This is a genomic window from Bacillus sp. ISL-55 (genome assembly GCF_018613155.1).
Taxonomy (GTDB): domain Bacteria; phylum Bacillota; class Bacilli; order Bacillales; family Cytobacillaceae; genus Mesobacillus.
The window spans coordinates 98040-115894 of sequence record NZ_JAGGQU010000006.1 but is presented as its reverse complement, the minus strand read 5'-3'; the positions used below and the strand labels follow the sequence as shown (position 1 = coordinate 115894).

Here is a 17855-nt window from a genome sequence, read left to right as displayed (position 1 = left end):
TTACATCACCAACCCTTGTAAATAAACGAATGTGAAGATGAAAATCCAAACGACATCAAGGAAGTGCCAGTACAGCCCGAAGATGAATGCCTTGCGTGCGGTAACAGGCGTCAAGCCTCGCTGCAATATCTGGATGATCAGCAGGATGGCCCAGCCAATCCCGATGGTGACGTGCAATCCGTGTGTCCCAAGAAGAACGAAGAAACTGGATAGGAACGCACTGGTCTGCATGGTCGCACCTTCGTGAACGTAGTGGATGAACTCGCGAACCTCCATGAACAGGAAGCCGCCACCCAGCAACAATGTGAATACGAGCCACATCAGCATGCCCTTAATATTGCTGCGGCGCATTTCATAAATCGAGATTCCCATGGTGAAACTGCTTGTCAGCAGCAGGAAAGTCTGAATCATAACATCTTTTACTATGAAGATATCCTTCTGCGTCGGCCCGCCTGCATAACGCTCACCGAGCACTCCATACACTCCGAAAAGGGTAGCGAAGAGCACGATTTCAGCTCCGAGGAAGACCCAGAAGCCAAGGATATTCATCCTGTTTTGTTCTGTCTGGTATTCAAGCGGCAAAGCTGCATTGATTTTAGCTGACATGGTTCTTCACTCCTTTGTTCGCGCCTTTTCTCCATTTGCTTTCTGTTTCGTAAATTTCATCCTTGTGGACATGGAAGCCTTCATCGTAATCAAATGAACGGAAGGCAAGGCCAGCAAGAATACCTAGAGCGGCAACTCCGGCTGCAATCGTCCATTCGAACACAAGCAGGAATCCGGAAATTCCGAAAACAACACCCATATAGATCGGAATCCATGTGTTACTTGGCAAGTGAACTTCTTCAATCTCATCCTCAGCAAGTGGCTGAAGTTCATTGTTCTTTTTCATGTGCCAGAATGCATCAAGCTTTGTTACCTCAGGGAGGGAAGCAAAGTTATAATGCTGGACTGGTGTTGCGGTAGCCCACTCAAGCGTTCTTGCATCCCATGGGTCATTGCCGATATTGCGGTCAGCGTGACGTGCGCTCCAATAGATATTGTAAACAAGAGCCGCGAAGCCTGCCGCAAGAATCACTGAACCAACAGCAGAAATCATCATCAATGGACCAAACCCGGTTTCAGCTGAGTAAGTGTACGCGCGGCGGACCGCACCGTCAAGTCCAAGGAAGAACATTGGCATGAACGTTACGTTGAACCCAACAACGAACAGCCAAAAGTGCCATTTACCGATTTTCTCATTAAGCATATAGCCGAACATTTTTGGCCACCAGAAGTAAAGACCGGCAAAGATCGGGAACACAACGCCCGGAATCAATACATAGTGGAAGTGTGCCACCAGGAATAATGTGTTGTGATATTGATAGTCAGCGGCAGCCATCGCCAGCATGACCCCAGTAACACCGCCGATCACAAAGTTAGGGACGAACGCCAGTGCCCAGAGCATTGCCGTTGTAAACTTGATCCGTCCTTTTCGCATCGTGAACAGCCAGTTGAAAACTTTAACCCCGGTCGGAATGGCAATGGCCATCGTCGTAATTGAGAAGAAGGAGTTCACGCCTGCGCTGTTGCCCATTGTGAAAAAGTGGTGAACCCAAACGAGCATACTTAAAACCGAAATCATCACAATCGAGATGACCATTGACTTATAGCCATACAAAGTTTTACGGGCAAAAGTCGAGATAATATCTGACAGCATACCGAATGCTGGCAGAACGACGATATAAACTTCAGGGTGTCCCCATAACCAGAACAGGTTCGCCCAGAGCATATCCATCCCGCCGCCCGAGATCGTAAAGAAGTGTGTACCGAACGTGCGGTCGAATGTCATCAATGCAAGCGCCACTGTAAAAATAGGGAAGCTGGCAACGATGATGATCGATGTAATGAAGGATGTCCAGGTGAACATCGGCATCTTCATCAAAGTCATGCCTTTAGTTCTCATTTTTAACACTGTGACAACGAAGTTAATACCCGTCATCAAAGTACCTGCACCGGCAATCTGCAGGGCCACTGCGTAAAAGTTATTCCCGATTCCCGGACTGAATTCTTTTCCGGCAAGAGGGAAGTAGGAAGTCCAACCTGCGTCTGGTGAACCACCAATGATAAACGAAATATTGAACAGCGCTGCGCCGCTCACAGTCAACCAGAAGCTAAGTGCATTCAGCTGAGGAAAAGCAACGTCACGGGCACCAATCTGCAGCGGAATCACAAAGTTCATAAGACCGATCAAAAGCGGCATCGCAACAAATAGAATCATGATGACACCGTGTGTAGTGAATACTTCGTTATAGTGCTGTGCATTCAGGAAGTCATTTTCCGGCACGGCTGTCTGGCCTTTCATCATCAAGCCATCAATACCGCCGCGAAGAAACATGACGACGCCAAGCAGGATATACATAATCCCGATTTTCTTGTGGTCAACAGTTGTAAACCACTCAGACCAAAGGTAATTCCATTTTTTAAAATAAGTGATACCGGCTAATGCACCAACTAATGTCAGGGCAATCCCGATTTGTGATGCGAAAATTAACGGATCACCAGTTACAAAAAATTCATCCCACTTAATGCCCATTGTGGTCACCCCCGTGTGAATCTTCAGTTTCAGATTCTTTATGATTCATATCTTCATTGTTTTCATGATTAGAATGTTCATTGTTACCATCTTTATTTTTGTAATTGTCCTTGTCCTCAAAGATCTTTCCTGGCCAGCCATGTCCTCTATCGTACATTTCTGGATTAGTGTAGTTCTTTGAATGCGGATCAGAGTGATCAACCCACTCAAGGTGCGTATTAGAGAAGGTCTTGCGTCCAAGATGGGAAGGCTCAAGCATTTTCTCATACTCTTCAAGTGTCATTTTTGGCGCTGTTTCTTTTACATCTTTGATCCATTGATCAAAATCCTTTTGTGTCTGAGAAAGCACTTCAAACTCCATGCCCGCATAACCTTGGCCATTGAAGTTCGTATTCTTTCCGACATAGGATCCAGGATTGTCTGCAACCAGATATAGCTGCGTTTCAGCTTTCGCCATCGTGTACTTTTGGCCGGCCAAAGCAGGGATCCAGAAGCTTTGCATCGTGCCTGCTGAGGTCAGTTTGAAGTCAATCGGACGGTCTTCAGGAATATTCACATAGTTGACGGTTTCGATTCCTTGTTCCGGATAGCTGAAAATCCATTTCCAGTCGGCAGAAGTTACGTTAATTACCAAAGGCTCTTTGTCTTCATAGCCTTTCGGGATTTCATCTATAGCGTATATTGTTTTAACAGTAGGGATCGTCAAAGCAACGATGATCAAAATCGGAATCACTGTCCAGATTATTTCCAGCACAGTGCTGCCGTGTTCTTCAGGTGGTTCGTAATTCAAATTATCTTTACGTTCACGGTACTTCCAGACGATGAATCCGAATAGCCCGAACACAACCACTGTAACAAGTAACATCAGAGCAATCGAAAAGTTGATTAACTCAAGAATTTGCCTTGCAATTGGTCCCTCTGGATTGAATACCACCATATTGTTTTCACAGCCGCTAAGCAACAGCATAGCCATGATCGAGGTGAGGGAGACCAAAAATAGTTTTGATTTCTTCATCACTGCAGCTCCTTTCAAATATCAACCTTGTTCATTTTATCACAAACTTATGTTCATTTGTTCACAAAGTTGTCGAAAGTAAACCAAAAATGAACGGTAAGTTGTGGGAAAAAGTGTGATAAATATCACACCGCTTTATTTGTAATCATTCTAACATGGAAATTGTGACGGTTTTTAAGACAAATGTGAACAAATTATGAAAACAAAAATTGTCATCTTAGTGAATTAAAAATAAATCCATTGACGAAAAAGCAGGGCCATCATATTGAGGCCCTGCTTCGTAAGATTAAGATACTTTATTTTTATCTATATATGTTTCCAATGCTGGATGAAATTCTTTTTCATAGTGGCCAGCCGGACAGGCCTTAATAACGATCGCCTTGTATGAAGGATTATCTTTTACTTCCAGTGCCGTTTTACAACGTGGGCATTTTTCAACAAAAAGATTCATCATAAAATCCCTCCTATAATTCCTATGAGTTTAGTATGAATTAAATTAAGGATAATTTCAATGGTTAATAAGACCAATTGTGGTACCATTGAAGATATTGAAGAGTTCAAAAGGAGTTGTCCATATGCAGGAAGCAGTTTCACTTTTACATAATAACCAGGTAATGAGAGGGATGGCACATATCCCATTGGAAGACCAGAAGGTGGCTCCTGCTGTTATTCTTCTGCATGGCTTTACCGGCAGCAAACTAGAGCCGCATCGTTTCTTTTTAAAAATTTCAAGAGCCCTCGAAGCTCTTGGAATTGCTAGTTTCCGTTTCGATTTTCTAGGAAGCGGTGAAAGTGATGGTAATTTTGAAGATATGACTGTTTTGAATGAATTAGCAGAGGCAGAAACAATTCTTGAGTATGTTCGTTCACATCCCAGTATAGATAAAGAAAAGGTGATTGTTCTCGGTTTTAGTATGGGAGGATTTGTTGCCAGTCTCCTTGCTGGAGAACATCCGGAAAAAATCGAGAAACTTATTTTACTAGCTCCAGCTGGCAGCATGGCAGAGGAAGCGAAGGATATAGTGAAAAATTCTACATACATAAAGGAAGAAGGCGCCTTCGACATTGGCGGGGATTTAATAGGAAAAGAGTTTATAGAAGAGTTAAATACCATTGATGTGTGGGAAAAGGCGAAAAAATTCAAACGTGATGTTTTGCTAATCCATGGGTCAAATGATCAAGCTGTTTCGATTGAGGATTCCAGGAAATATCAGGACAAATGCTACCAGGAGCAGGCGAGACTCCACATTGTGACCGGAGCAGATCATACCTTTAACTCGTATCATTGGGAAAAAGAAGTCATTGAGAACATATGTAACTTTGTAAAATAGAAGATACCGAGGTGCGTCAACATGTTAATTGAGAACTTATCAGGTAAGACAGTTATTATCACTGGAGCCAATAGCGGAATCGGCTATGAGGCAGCAAAGACACTTTCAGGAAAAGGTGCACATGTCATACTCGCTGTGAGAAATGAAGAAAAGGGCAAGGTCGCTGTTGACTCTATTGTTGAAGGAAACCGAGAAGCATCCGTCGAAATGATGAAGCTGGATTTAGCAGACCTCGCAAGTGTCCGTAATTTCACTTCAGCCTTTATGGAAAAATACAGCTCGCTGGATATACTGATCAATAACGCTGGAGTCATGATCCCTCCATATGGGAAGACGAAGGATGGATTTGAGCTTCAATTCGGAAGCAATCACCTCGGCCACTTTGCGTTGACAGGCCTCTTGCTGCCAATTTTGAAAAAAACAGCAGGTTCCAGGGTTGTCACTTTGAGCAGTATCGCTCATCGGGGAGCTTCGATTGATTTTGATAATCTGGACGGCTCAAAAGGATACAAAGCAATGAAGTTTTACGGGCAGAGCAAGCTTGCAAACCTGTTATTTGCCAGGGAACTTGACAATCGTTTTAAACAGCATGGAATCGAAACAATCAGCGTTGCCTGTCACCCTGGAATTTCCAATACGAATTTATTCAACTTTGGGAAAGGTGAAACTCCAAAATATATGAAAGGCTTGATGAAATTTTTTTCCCAGCCCGCCGAAATGGGCGCTCTTCCAACCATCTACGCCGCAGCGGACGACAGCTTGGCCGGGGGTGAATACATTGGTCCGGACGGGAGGGGGAACAGAAAAGGATATCCTGCGATTGAGATTCCTGCACCAGGAGTTTTTAATGAAGAAACCATGACGAGACTATGGACCGTTTCAGAGGAATTAACGGGAGTATACTTTGATTTTTAGAGACTCGTTCCTAGAGTCTCTTTCTCTCTATTTTAATATATTAAAATAACAATTTGATTGTAAGCGATTACAATTCATCTATCATCACTCTTTTAAAAGTTGATAAACAACAGTTCATATATTGTTCAATATTTCACAAACTATTATTCTGTTTATGTGATAAACTTTAATTAGAAAAGGAAAAGGAGTGATCAAAATGATGTATTGCGAATTTAAACCCTTCTCAACCGATACTGAAACATACACCCAGGAAATGCTGGAGGAAATCATTGGTGATGAATTTGAGGCGATGATGTATAAAGATGATAAAGAAATACCAGCATACATCTGGACAGTAAACTTCGTGGTCATAGTGAAAAGAAGTACGAAGTTTGTAACAGACATCAGCTTTGAAAAAATACCTAGAAATCCAGTTTGCGAGTAAATTATTTTTTTGAGAAAACATGTGAAAACATTCACAAACTAACACTAACAACATATGAACTACATAAATACAGCAAATTATCTTAAAACAATTAGGAGGTCCTGATGATGGGGACAGTTGAAAAAGTGTTAAAGGAACAATCCTCTGTTACGAAAATGGTTGACAGTCTATTGGATAAAGGGGTAAAAGCTTTATCACAAATGCGTGAGCTGGATCAAGAAGCAGTAAATAAAATCGTCAAGGAAATGGCGCTGGCAGGACTTGATCAGCATATGCCACTTGCGAAAATGGCAGTTGAAGAAACAAAACGCGGTGTTTATGAAGATAAGATCATCAAAAACATGTTTGCCACTGAGTATGTGTACCACAATATCAAATATGATAAAACAGCTGGGATCATCGACGAAAACGAGCACGAAGGCATGATTACGATAGCTGAGCCAGTTGGCGTGATCGCCGGCGTAACACCGGTGACGAATCCAACCTCGACCACCATGTTCAAAGCGTTGATCTCGATTAAAACAAGGAACCCTATCATATTCGCTTTCCATCCATCTGCACAAAAATGCAGCAGTGAGGCGGCGAGAATTCTCCGCGACGCAGCAGTTAAAGCAGGAGCGCCAAAAGACTGTATCCAGTGGATTGAAAAACCATCTCTTGAAGCGACACAAGCTTTAATGAACCATTCGAAAATTTCGATGATTTTGGCTACTGGCGGTGCTGGTATGGTGAAATCTGCCTACAGTTCAGGAAAGCCGGCACTGGGTGTTGGTCCTGGAAATGTACCTTGCTATATTGAACGAACTGCAAATGTAAAACGGTCTGTCAATGACCTGATTTTATCAAAAACATTCGATAACGGAATGATCTGCGCTTCTGAACAGGCGGTCATCATTGATAAAGAAATTTACCATGATGTAAAAACAGAAATGATCGCGAATAGCTGCTACTTTTTAAACGAGGATGAAAGAACGAAAGTCGAGAAGCTTGTCATCAATGAACAATCATGCGCTGTTAATGCTGATATAGTGGGGATGCCAGCTCATAAAATTGCTGAAATGGCTGGTGTGTCAGTACCTGAGGAGACGAAAATCCTTGTTGCTGAGCTGAAAGGCGTGGGTGCTCAATATCCGCTTTCCCGTGAAAAGCTTAGCCCAGTATTAGCTTGCTATAAAGTGAATGGATCAGAGGAAGGATTTAAGCGCGCAGAAGAGATGCTTGAATTCGGAGGGCTTGGCCACTCTGCTGTCATCCATTCAACAAATGATGAAGTGATTAAAGCATACGGCTTAAGAATGAAGGCAGGACGTGTCATCGTAAATGCACCGTCTTCCCAGGGAGCAATTGGAGACATCTATAATGCCTACCTGCCATCTCTGACACTTGGCTGCGGAACTTACGGCGGGAACTCCGTGTCTACCAACGTAGGTGCGATCAATTTGATCAATGTTAAAAAAGTCGCGAGAAGGAATGTGAATATGCAGTGGTTTAAGGTACCATCCAAAATTTACTTTGAAAAAAATTCAACACAGTATCTTGCGAAAATGCCGAAAATCTCAAAGGCTTTCATCGTCACTGACCCTGGAATGGTGAAGCTAGGATATGTTGACAAAGTTCTTTATCATTTAAGAAAACGTCCAGACTACGTTCACTGTGAAATTTTCTCTGACGTAGAGCCGGATCCATCGATCGAGACCGTAATGAAAGGTGCAGAAATGATGGCGAACTTCCAGCCGGATGTCATTATTGCCCTCGGCGGCGGCTCGGCAATGGACGCAGCAAAAGGCATGTGGCTGTTCTATGAATATCCGGATGCAGACTTCCATGGCTTGAAGCAGAAGTTCCTTGATATTCGCAAGCGGATTGTCAAATATCCGCAGCTAGGCCGCAAAGCCCAATTTGTAGCGATTCCGACAACATCAGGTACAGGTTCAGAAGTGACATCTTTCTCAGTCATTACCGATAAAAAAGCGAACATCAAATATCCGCTCGCAGACTATGAGTTGACTCCGGATGTGGCAATTGTTGATCCGCAGTTTGTCATGACTGTGCCAAAACATATTACTGCTGATACTGGAATGGACGTACTGACGCATGCGATTGAAGCGTATGTCAGCTGTATGGCCAATGACTATACAGATGGTCTTGCCATTAAAGCGATCCAGCTCGTGTTTGAATATCTGCCAAGAGCGTATCGAAATGGCCAGGATGAGGTGGCCCGCGAGAAGGTGCATAATGCGTCGACGATTGCAGGTATGGCGTTTGCCAATGCTTTCCTTGGAATCAACCATAGTCTTGCGCATAAGCTTGGTGCGGAATTCCATATCGCCCACGGCCGCTCGAATACCATCCTGATGCCGCATGTCATACGTTACAACGCAACAAAACCTAAGAAATTCACAGCATTCCCTAAGTATGAAAGTTTCGTTGCCGACCAGCGCTATGCAGAAATCGCACGCATACTCGGACTGCCGTGCCGTACAACCGAAGAGGGTGTTGAAAGCCTGGTCCAGGCGATCATCAAATTGGCGAAGGAAATGGATATTCCAATGAGCATTGAAGCGAACGGTGTTGAGAAAGCCGACTTCGAAGCTAAGGTCGACCAGCTTGCCGACCGGGCATTCGAAGACCAGTGCACAACAGCCAACCCTAAGCTTCCACTAGTTTCAGAACTGGCGGAAATCTATCGATTGGCATATAAGGGAGTTTAATAGATAAAGAGATGGAATCCTTAGATTCCATCTCTTCATAGATTTGTAAAGCTCTTTTCTCAAACTTTATTGCTATTTGGAATGTTCTAGGATGAAGAGGCCTAACGCTATGAAAGCGGGGCCTCTTTTTAGTGCAAAACGTCATCTCTTTTATCAATATATAGTTTTCCATCAGTCTGAACTTCTGCGAAAAAAACATCATCCACTGATTGAACTCCAGCCTGTTGCAGTTGGTCGTTAAGCCAAGTTTGATCCTTATTCATTTTGTTTAGGTTTTTAAGATTCACTTTCCCGTCAGCTACCAACTCAGTAGAAAGCGGAACGAAATTTCCTTGTGACATAGCGATATTCAAATCGCTTTTCGTAACCGTTTGTTTGTTTTCTTTTTTCATGATTGAAAGCTTCCCATCTGTTTCAAAAATTGCATAATCAACATCGCTCATAGAAAAAATGCTCTTTTCCCTGAGCATGGCTTGTAGTGAGTCTGTGTCAAGCCGTGTCTGCCTTAGAGCATCTTCCATGATTTTTCCTTTTTTAATCACGATAACCGGGTCACCCATCAGCATTTTTCTCGCCTTCTTGGACTTCAGGTGTATTTGGTCTGTCAGCACCGTAAAAGCCGCCCAGCCTATTAAAGCGATTATCCCGTTTAAAATACTTACACTTGGATTGACAACAAGTGCTGCTGCTATTGAACCAAACGCAATAGCAGATACAAGGTTAAAGAAAGTCATTTGACTGATTTCTTTTCTGCCGGACCACCTTGCCATTGAAAATAACACGATAAATCCAATTGCGATTCTAAGTACTAATTCTAACTGATTCATTATTACCCCGCCTTAACCTTAATCATGTTAATTATTTGCGTGTAGGCGGGATAATATTCTAAGCGACAGACTTAATGACTTCCAGTTCATTTTCATCCTTCACAAAGCTCAAGTTACGAACCAGCTCATTTTCATCATCTGTTATAGTAAACCCATTGTTTGACTTTGTCGTCGAAAGAAAATTAAGACTCATATTCGTCCCGAAAAATACTCCAGAAGAGCTGTTGATGTTATTAACATTCATATTTGCAAAGCCATTTATTCGGTCAGGGTTGGGATATGTGAATACACCTTGATCTGATGAAGTTTTTTAGATAGGGGAGATTTTCCTGAAAAGCAGAAAGGTGGAGGGAAGAGGTTAAGGAGCAATATAAAAAGAAGGTCCCAAAGGAACCTTCTTCTTTAAACAAAACTAATATTATAGTTTTGATACGTTAGCAGCTTGTGGTCCGCGAGCGCCTTGCTCAACGTCGAAAGATACTTTTTGACCTTCGTCTAATGATTTGAAACCTTCAGATTGGATAGCAGAGAAGTGTACGAATACGTCGTCTCCACCTTCGCGCTCGATGAATCCAAAACCTTTTTCTGCGTTAAACCATTTTACTGTACCTTGTTCCATTTCTTGTTACCTCCCAGTGCGTTAGCACATTATGTTACTATCCTTGCCCAAAGTGATCATTAAGACGAAATAATTTCTATCCTTTACACCGAACAAAAATAATTCTTCTTAAGAATAACAGGATGTGGAAGAAAAATCAACTTAAATCTATTTTTCCATTTATAATCCTCCATAAGCCCCAGTATAACTATTAGAGAAAAACCCCGTTTACTAAGAAAGAGATTGAGAGTAGGATTCTAGTAACGAAAAGCGGTGTACAGCTTTATAAAAGCAGGAGTATTTACCCTTTTTTTCTTTCGCAGCCGAATGACATTTGTATTTTTACTAGTAAATTGGGCATTTAGTGTGCGCATATCCTGTTCATTCCTGGAAGACACACTCCTTTGGATTTATTTACCTATTTTCCCAACAACTACTTATTAATCATTTACTGAATATTCAGATTTAAATCCTATTTTTCGACACAAAAACAAGCCTTAGAGGTCTATTTTTAAATTAGCACCTATTTTTACATAGAAAATGCGACGGGAGGAGGATAGCTATTTCAAAAAAATACTTAGGAGGTAAGTGGATGAAACGAAAGAAAAAAAGATTATTATCCGTTCTTCTCACGACCGCACTAGTATTGCCAATGCTTTTACAGCCCCAGATGAATACTGCAGCGGCAAACAAAGGAGTAAGTGTTTCTGCAAAAGATGCGATCCAGACTTCAGAGCAAAAGGTAAATAAGAAGTTATATGATCAATTCGGTGAGCAGGAAAAGGTCACCTTCCTTATTAAAATGAGGGAACAGGTAGACACGAATGCTGTTGCCAAGGAGGCTGACAAAAAAGCCAGCTTAAAAAAGGCGACGGCTGCCAAAGCTAAATCAATGAAACGCTCCACGATCGTTTCCGAGTTGAAGGCAAAAGCACAGCAGACTCAATTTGATGTCCTGGAATACTTAAGGGAGGAAGAGAAAAAAGGAATCGCTAAAGATGTTCACTCTTATTATGTGGTTAATGGTATTGCCGTTACCGCCACTAAAGAGGTAATGGAAAAAGTAGCGGGCTTCCAGGAAGTTGATAAAATCCTTCCTAATGAAACAAGGCAGCTATTTGTTCCGGAAAAGTCGGCTGTTGCGGTACAGGACCCTGCAGCTAAAACCAACTCGATCGAATGGAATATTGACCGGGTCGGAGCACCAGCTGTATGGGACATGGGGATTGACGGCAGCGGCATCACAGTTGCCTCCATTGACACAGGTGTACAGTGGAACCACCCGGCTTTACGTGATCAATACCGAGGTTATGATTCAGCAACTGGTGAATCGTCTCATGCAGATCACTGGTTTGATGCAGTAGCAGGTCAGTCTGCACCCTATGATGATCATGGTCACGGGACTCATGTAACCGGAACGATGGTCGGCGCAGAGGCAGATGGTTCGAATGCAATCGGAGTTGCACCGGGAGCAAAATGGATTGCTGTTAAGGCATTTACAGCTGCTGGAGGCACTGATGTTGACCTCCTAGAAGCAGGCGAGTGGATTATAGCGCCGAACGGAAACCCGGATTTAGCACCTGATGTTGTCAACAATTCATGGGGCGGGGGACCAGGGATGGATGAATGGTATCGCCCGATGGTCCAGGCGTGGAGAGCGGCAGAGATCTTCCCGGAATTTTCAGCGGGAAATACTACGTTCAGTAACCCTGGCGGACCGGGTTCAGTAGCTAACCCTGCTAACTATCCTGAATCAGTGGCTACAGGAGCGACTGATATCAACAATAACCTGGGGAGCTTTTCATTGCTTGGACCATCTCCTTATGGAGAAATCAAGCCTGAGCTTTCGGCACCGGGAGTCAATATTCGATCATCTGTACCAGGAGGCGGATATGAAGGTGGATGGAACGGCACTTCGATGGCAGGGCCGCATGTATCAGCGGCTGTAGCATTACTGCTGCAGGCAAATTCAAGTCTGAGCGTTGATGAATTGGAAGAAATCCTGATGACTACCGCACTGCCACTAACCGACAATGCATACCCAGAATCTCCAAATAACGGCTATGGAGCTGGATTATTGAATGTATTCGATGCTGTGTCATCTGTTGTATCGGGCCTAGGGGAATTGAAAGGCCAGGTAACAAAAGATGGAGACGACAGTGAAGCACCGGTCTTGGAGCATTCCCAACCTGCCACGGTTTTCGCAGGAATGCCGCTGACTTTAGAGGCTTCAGCTGTCGACAACATCAGTGTAACAAATGTAGAACTTGAATATCAATTAGAGGATGGAACATGGTCATCTGTTGCCGCAGTTCGCACAAGCGGGGACTACAAAAATGGAACATATCGTGCAGACGTGCCGGGAGAAGCCATCGCAGGCAGCTCGTTCAACTACAAATGGAAAGCAGTGGACTTCGGCGGCAACGAATCAGTAAGCGAGCATAGTGTTACTGTATTGCCGGGTATCACGGTTGGATATGAACAAGATTTTGAAAATGATACTGCAGGCTGGACCACTTATGGAGATGCCAACAGCTGGGAATGGGGAACTCCGACATCAGGTCCTGGATCAGCTTTCTCAGGTGAAAAACTTTATGGAACGACACTTTCAGGCACGTACCAGAACCGTGCGAACATGTCCCTGCAAATGCCGCCAATCGATTTGCCGGAGGGCAACAGCTACCTTCAGTTCAAGCAGTGGTATAACCTTGAAAGAAACTATGATTACGGCCATGTATTTGTATCGACAGATGCAGTGAATTGGGTGCAAAAACTGCGGGTTAACAATCTGTCCAATGGCTGGATCGATGGGGAAGTAGATTTGAGTGAATATGCCGGCCAAAGAATCTATATTGCCTTCAATGTAACAACCGATGGCAGCGTAGTCAGGGATGGCTGGTACCTGGATGACGTCCGCTTGGCGGATACTCCTCTCCCTGAACCGGCAACTGCCAAACTTGGTGTTGAAAAAGATGATTCAAAAGCAAGCTTGAAAGAGCCAGTGGATGCGAATAAGATCACCATCGCACTCCCTAAGGCTAAGAAGGCTGAAAACACATCTTCACTTATGGCCTTGCCTATGCAGGCACAAGTCTCAGTGGTGGAATCAGGACGTTCTGTAAAAACAAACCCTGCAAACGGAAGTTATGAATTAACTCATGCTGCAGGTACTTTTACAGTTATCGCAGAGGCTTATGGTTTCCGTCCACAAACCCAAACGGTAGACATTGAACAGGATGGAGAGGCGATCGCTAACTTTAACCTTGAGGAATTGCCAAAGGGTACCGTAACTGGAGCCATTACAAATAAAGCAACAGGTGAGCCTGTTGCGGGGGCAACTGTTTACTTGCTAGAAGATGCGAACGTCGCCCCAGTTTCAACTGATGAAAATGGTCAATACTCACTGACAGCATATGAAGGCGAGTACACTTTAAAAGTAATCGCGCCTCATTACTACAGTCAAGAAGCTTCAATTAATATTGAAGGGGACATCGAGCAGGATTTCGAAATTAAACCATTCATCGGTTATCCAGGTGAAATTGGCTACGATGATGGCACTGCTGAAAATGCTAGAGCCTTCTATGATGCAGGCAATGGCTGGGCAGTAAAGATGTCATTGGCTAAGGGCAATGACAAAGCATTGGTAACTGGCGGCTTGTTCCGTTTTTGGGATACAGAGTGGCCAGTTCCAGGCGGTACAGACTTCAAAGTGGAAGTTTATGACGCTACTGGTACTGATGGAGCACCTGGAAAGAAACTCGCAGGTCCGATCGATGCAACGGCATTAAGGAATGGCGAGTGGACACATGTTGATTTGAGCAGCCATGGAATCGTGGTAGAAGGCGATTTCTATCTCGTTTATATTCAGGCAGGCATCAATACAGCTTCGCCGGGTCTTGCAACTGATGAAGACGGTGAAAATGCATTAAGGAGCTGGCAGCTGGTCGGCGGCGGCTGGTCACCTTCACCTGAGGATGAAGGAAACTATATGATCCGCGCAGTCGTAGATTATGAAGTGACCGCTCCAACGATTTCATCTCCAGTTGATGGTTCTTACACAAATGAAGGAACTGTTACGGTAAAAGGTGAAGCAGCCCCTACGACGACTGTCCATATTTACAATGATGGAGAAGAGGTTGCTACGGTAGCGGCAAATGATGATCGTTCCTACGAGGTTGAGGTTGAACTTCAGGAAGGCGAAAATACTCTAACAGCTAAAGCTTCGACAGAGCAAGGTGTTACAGACCCATCTGAAGAAGTTAAAGTCACTTATGATCCACATGCACCAGAGTTGACAATTACTTCACCGGCAGACAGCAGCAAGATTAATAAAGAAACGGTTACAGTAACGGGAACGATCGCTGATGATCATCTTGATGCAGTAACAGTCAATGGAACTGCAGCCAAGGTAGAGGACGGAAAGTATTCAGCAAGAGTCATGCTGGATGAGGGTGTTAATGAAATCAAGGTCGTTGCCAATGATAAAGCGGGCAACATTTCAGAAGAAATTGTGAATGTCGATGTGAAATTCACAGCACCTGTCATCTCAGAATTGCAGCCGGCAGTGGATGTTACACTCAAGAAAGGTGAAAGTGTAAAAATCGAGTTCACGAGTGAAGAGGAACTGGATGCGACATTCGTCCTTCACATGCCTTTAACAAACACCGCGCAAACTACCAATGCGACTGAACTGCCTATGCGTGAGGTGTCTCCAGGTTATTATGTGGGATATTACACAGCTACGAAAGATATCGTAGCAGAAGGAGCAGTTATTGAAGTTAAAGCAGTTGATTCCTACGGCAATGAAACAAGAAAGACCGCTGATGGCAAGTTATTCATTAACGTAAAGAAAAAAGGGATGAAGTAGTAAAATTCAAAGTGGAGCCCTCCGCCGATGGTGAAGGGCTCCATTTTCATTTAAGCTGAATGTTCATGAAACCACTTTATGGGAAAGCCGCCGGGCACAAAGAAGGACAGCTGTAATTGCTGTCCTTCTTTGTGCAGCTTTTTAAAACAACAGCTTATTTAATTAAGCTGTTTTGCGTAAATGGCTGAAGCTTGGTCTCGAAAGCACAGATCTTTCAAGTCTTGCTGCCATCAGTCCCGCAAAAACGGCAAGGATGATATCTTTTGGCAGCGGAACGACCATCCAAAGCCATGCCATCTCATACGTAAAGCCTTTTGGAGCTGCTGCCCAGAATTTATAGGCAAAATACATCCAGTTTGTTCCGATGATATAATTAATGGACAGTCCGATTAGTGAAGCAACGATGAATGTCGCAACACTACGTTTCTTCTCAACGATTTTACCAACAGCGTAAGCAGTAAAAATAAATGAAAGAATAAATCCGAAAGTCGGGCTGATCAATGTTCCAAAACCTGCGCCAAATTGAGCGAAAACCGGGACACCTACTAGTCCTACTAATGCGTAAACGACCATTGAAATAGCGCCTAACCGGCTGCCTAAAACGGCTCCAGCAAGAATGGCAAAGAAGGTTTGCAATGTGATCGGCACGCCTCCAACAACCATGAAAGGTACGATAGATGTGATGTTCGAGCCAAAAGCCATCAGGGCAACAAACATCGCTGCCAGTGTTAAATCAAGAGTTCTAAATTTCATTCCTAAATCCCCTTTATGTATTTTATGTGCAATAATAGATTAAACTTTTTGAATATTATATGTCAACATAAAAATAGTTTGGTTAACATACATGTTTTAACTTAACTAAGGAGCTGCAATTCATTAGGGAATGGTTCACTGGTGAAGGGTTTGAACAGTTTCCAGGATTTATTCCTGACGCGAACTGTTTGCTTGTGTTGGTTCGAGCTTGAAAGTTCACCATTTTCAGCAATTCCTCAATATAAAAATGACGGAATTCCTGTGACTATCATCAACAAGGGTGAGACTCCATATGACTATGCACCTGATACATATGTGATCCAGGGCACCATAGGCAAAACATTATCCTGTATAGATCGAAGCCTAAAGTAAAGGTGCACGGAAAATCCGTGCACCTGGTCTTATCTTATACGATTATTCATTGCTCGTTCAGGCAACGGCCTGTCGATATCCTTGTTTTTATTGGCTTCTACCCCGGGGTTTTCTGAAGGGTCATCCTCGTAATCTTTAAATGCAGGTTCTCCCATATCTAGCTCGCCTGGGCTGAAGGCGTTGGTAGGATATTCTTTGGTCGATTTCTTTTCGACATTATAGCCTGAAATGGAACTGTTGACAGGATTATCTTTTTCATCCTTTATCTTTTCAATTGAATCGATAGCTTCTTTTTCGTTTTTATATGATTTAAGGATATGTTTTTTCTCAATTCCCATTTCAATCAGCCTCCTATCGGTTTTACTTATATATACCCATGAATCGGGCAAATCTAACTTTTACAAAATCATGCAAATTGGTCTTTTTTTTCGCCCCATCTGGTAAACTATTTTTAAAAAGATAGAGAAACTAGGGGGAAAAGGGGAATCTGGGTGTGAAGAAAAAGATAATATTGATAGCGAGCGGTACGGTTCTCGCGATTATCATCGGTTTGATTGCTGCTGGTAATTACTTTTATAATGTTGCCATAAATCGGAGTCAAGAATCTGTTGATCTTCATGGCGGCGGGGAAAGTGTCACAGTGGCCAAACTGCTAAGTGAAGAAGAGGAGCAGAAGAAGCTGGAGGAGATTACAGCCTGGACAGAAAAGCAAAACTTTGAAATCGTTGAAATAAAATCGGAGGACGGCCTAAAGCTGAAGGCACGTTTCTTAAAAAATGCTAATTCTTCTGGAAAAGCTGTGATTTTAGCTCATGGATATAAAGGGAATAGTGAGCAAATGCCAGGAATCACGAAGTTTTACTATGATCAAGGGTTTGATATTTTAAAGCCTGATGCGAGAGGCCATGGCTTGAGTGAAGGTGATTATATAGGTTATGGCTGGCATGATCGCAAGGATTATGTACTATGGTCAAAGTTTTTAGCTAAAGAAGCTGGGGCTGAAGATATTTTCCTGCATGGCTTTTCCATGGGTGCAGCAACTGTACTGATGGCAAGCGGAGAAAAACTTCCTGAACAGGTCAAGGGAATTATTGCTGACAGTGGGTATACGACGGTTCTAGAGGAACTGAGCCATCAATTGAAATACCTGTATAATCTACCAGCATTCCCGGTCATGCAGGTTACCTCTGTGATCACGAATATCAGGGCAGGCTACACATTCGCTGAAGCTTCGGCATTAGACAGTGTTGAGAAAAATAGACTCCCATTACTCATCATTCACGGTGACAAGGATGCATTAGTACCGACTGAAATGGGAAAACGCATATTCGAAATAGCGAAAAGTGATAAAGAGCTATGGATTGTTCCTGGCGCCGGGCACACGGAGGCATACACGATCGCTGAACAAGAGTATCAAGAAAAACTAATGGAATTCTGGACAAAAGCCACTGGAAAATAGGTGAATTA

At 43.3% G+C, this 17855-nt stretch carries 15 protein-coding genes; 6 read left to right on the top strand and 9 right to left on the bottom strand.

Annotation, left to right across the window (positions count from 1 at the left end; genetic code table 11):
• From qoxC to J7E32_RS03340, 4 genes are all read right to left on the bottom strand, one after another.
• Positions 1-606, bottom strand: coding sequence for a cytochrome aa3 quinol oxidase subunit III (gene qoxC, locus J7E32_RS03355; protein ID WP_214903536.1), 606 nt, complete (start codon positions 604-606; stop codon positions 1-3).
• The gene (qoxB, locus tag J7E32_RS03350) at positions 596-2575 is read right to left on the bottom strand and encodes a cytochrome aa3 quinol oxidase subunit I (RefSeq protein ID WP_214903533.1); all 1980 of its coding nucleotides are present in this window, start codon (positions 2573-2575) and stop codon (positions 596-598) included. The genes qoxC and qoxB overlap by 11 nt, the downstream gene beginning before the upstream one ends.
• Positions 2565-3590 carry a cytochrome aa3 quinol oxidase subunit II gene (qoxA, locus tag J7E32_RS03345; protein ID WP_214903530.1) on the bottom strand — a complete coding sequence of 342 codons (1026 nt, stop codon included), beginning with the start codon at positions 3588-3590 and terminating at the stop codon, positions 2565-2567. Before qoxA ends, qoxB begins: the two co-directional genes overlap by 11 nt.
• Before the next feature lie 286 nt (positions 3591-3876).
• Entirely contained in the window at positions 3877-4044 is a 168-nt protein-coding gene (locus J7E32_RS03340; protein ID WP_214903527.1) for a hypothetical protein, read from the bottom strand.
• A gap of 121 nt (positions 4045-4165) precedes the next feature.
• On the opposite strand from J7E32_RS03340, the gene J7E32_RS03335 reads away from it, so the two are divergent.
• The 4 genes from J7E32_RS03335 (at position 4166) to adhE (ending at position 8971) form a co-directional block, all read left to right on the top strand.
• On the top strand, positions 4166-4921 hold the full coding sequence (locus J7E32_RS03335) for an alpha/beta hydrolase family protein (protein WP_214903524.1): 756 nt from the start codon (positions 4166-4168) through the stop codon (positions 4919-4921).
• A gap of 21 nt (positions 4922-4942) precedes the next feature.
• A complete protein-coding gene (locus J7E32_RS03330; protein ID WP_214903523.1) occupies positions 4943-5836 on the top strand; it encodes an oxidoreductase in 894 nt (297 codons plus the stop codon).
• 196 nt (positions 5837-6032) lie between these two features.
• Positions 6033-6260: a hypothetical protein gene (locus J7E32_RS03325; protein ID WP_214903520.1), complete on the top strand. Its 228-nt coding sequence runs from the start codon at positions 6033-6035 to the stop codon at positions 6258-6260.
• A gap of 107 nt (positions 6261-6367) precedes the next feature.
• Complete coding sequence (gene adhE, locus J7E32_RS03320; RefSeq protein ID WP_214903788.1) at positions 6368-8971, top strand: bifunctional acetaldehyde-CoA/alcohol dehydrogenase; 2604 nt, start codon at positions 6368-6370, stop codon at positions 8969-8971.
• A gap of 128 nt (positions 8972-9099) precedes the next feature.
• Here the strand turns inward: adhE and J7E32_RS03315 are convergent, their stop codons facing one another.
• From J7E32_RS03315 to J7E32_RS03305, 3 genes are all read right to left on the bottom strand, one after another.
• Positions 9100-9798: a DUF421 domain-containing protein gene (locus J7E32_RS03315; RefSeq protein WP_214903518.1), complete on the bottom strand. Its 699-nt coding sequence runs from the start codon at positions 9796-9798 to the stop codon at positions 9100-9102.
• Between the two features lie 58 nt (positions 9799-9856).
• Positions 9857-10042, bottom strand: coding sequence for a hypothetical protein (locus tag J7E32_RS03310; RefSeq protein ID WP_214903516.1), 186 nt, complete (start codon positions 10040-10042; stop codon positions 9857-9859).
• Between the two features lie 174 nt (positions 10043-10216).
• Positions 10217-10417, bottom strand: a complete 201-nt coding sequence (locus J7E32_RS03305) for a cold-shock protein (protein ID WP_023614374.1) — start codon at positions 10415-10417, stop codon at positions 10217-10219.
• 571 nt (positions 10418-10988) lie between these two features.
• On the opposite strand from J7E32_RS03305, the gene J7E32_RS03300 reads away from it, so the two are divergent.
• Positions 10989-15263: a S8 family peptidase gene (locus tag J7E32_RS03300; RefSeq protein WP_214903514.1), complete on the top strand. Its 4275-nt coding sequence runs from the start codon at positions 10989-10991 to the stop codon at positions 15261-15263.
• 162 nt (positions 15264-15425) lie between these two features.
• Here the strand turns inward: J7E32_RS03300 and J7E32_RS03295 are convergent, their stop codons facing one another.
• Together J7E32_RS03295 and J7E32_RS03290 are read right to left on the bottom strand one after the other, a co-directional pair.
• Complete coding sequence (locus J7E32_RS03295) at positions 15426-16016, bottom strand: biotin transporter BioY (protein WP_214903512.1); 591 nt, start codon at positions 16014-16016, stop codon at positions 15426-15428.
• A 401-nt stretch (positions 16017-16417) separates the two neighbouring features.
• Complete coding sequence (locus J7E32_RS03290; protein WP_214903510.1) at positions 16418-16726, bottom strand: hypothetical protein; 309 nt, start codon at positions 16724-16726, stop codon at positions 16418-16420.
• 155 nt (positions 16727-16881) lie between these two features.
• Here J7E32_RS03290 and J7E32_RS03285 point away from each other — a divergent pair, with 155 nt between their 5' ends.
• Positions 16882-17847, top strand: a complete 966-nt coding sequence (locus tag J7E32_RS03285; RefSeq protein ID WP_214903507.1) for an alpha/beta hydrolase — start codon at positions 16882-16884, stop codon at positions 17845-17847.
• The last annotated feature ends 8 nt before the right edge of the window (positions 17848-17855 follow it).

Bases quoted from the DNA above. Each gene is read 5' to 3' on its own strand.
- qoxC (WP_214903536.1), bottom strand. From the start codon at position 606: ATGTCAGCTAAAATCAATGCAGCTTTGCCGCTTGAATACCAGACAGAA.
- qoxB (WP_214903533.1), bottom strand. From the start codon at position 2,575: ATGGGCATTAAGTGGGATGAATTTTTTGTAACTGGTGATCCGTTAATT.
- qoxA (WP_214903530.1), bottom strand. From the start codon at position 3,590: ATGAAGAAATCAAAACTATTTTTGGTCTCCCTCACCTCGATCATGGCT.
- J7E32_RS03340 (WP_214903527.1), bottom strand. From the start codon at position 4,044: ATGATGAATCTTTTTGTTGAAAAATGCCCACGTTGTAAAACGGCACTG.
- J7E32_RS03335 (WP_214903524.1), top strand. From the start codon at position 4,166: ATGCAGGAAGCAGTTTCACTTTTACATAATAACCAGGTAATGAGAGGG.
- J7E32_RS03330 (WP_214903523.1), top strand. From the start codon at position 4,943: ATGTTAATTGAGAACTTATCAGGTAAGACAGTTATTATCACTGGAGCC.
- J7E32_RS03325 (WP_214903520.1), top strand. From the start codon at position 6,033: ATGATGTATTGCGAATTTAAACCCTTCTCAACCGATACTGAAACATAC.
- adhE (WP_214903788.1), top strand. From the start codon at position 6,368: ATGGGGACAGTTGAAAAAGTGTTAAAGGAACAATCCTCTGTTACGAAA.
- J7E32_RS03315 (WP_214903518.1), bottom strand. From the start codon at position 9,798: ATGAATCAGTTAGAATTAGTACTTAGAATCGCAATTGGATTTATCGTG.
- J7E32_RS03310 (WP_214903516.1), bottom strand. From the start codon at position 10,042: ATGAATGTTAATAACATCAACAGCTCTTCTGGAGTATTTTTCGGGACG.
- J7E32_RS03305 (WP_023614374.1), bottom strand. From the start codon at position 10,417: ATGGAACAAGGTACAGTAAAATGGTTTAACGCAGAAAAAGGTTTTGGA.
- J7E32_RS03300 (WP_214903514.1), top strand. From the start codon at position 10,989: ATGAAACGAAAGAAAAAAAGATTATTATCCGTTCTTCTCACGACCGCA.
- J7E32_RS03295 (WP_214903512.1), bottom strand. From the start codon at position 16,016: ATGAAATTTAGAACTCTTGATTTAACACTGGCAGCGATGTTTGTTGCC.
- J7E32_RS03290 (WP_214903510.1), bottom strand. From the start codon at position 16,726: ATGGGAATTGAGAAAAAACATATCCTTAAATCATATAAAAACGAAAAA.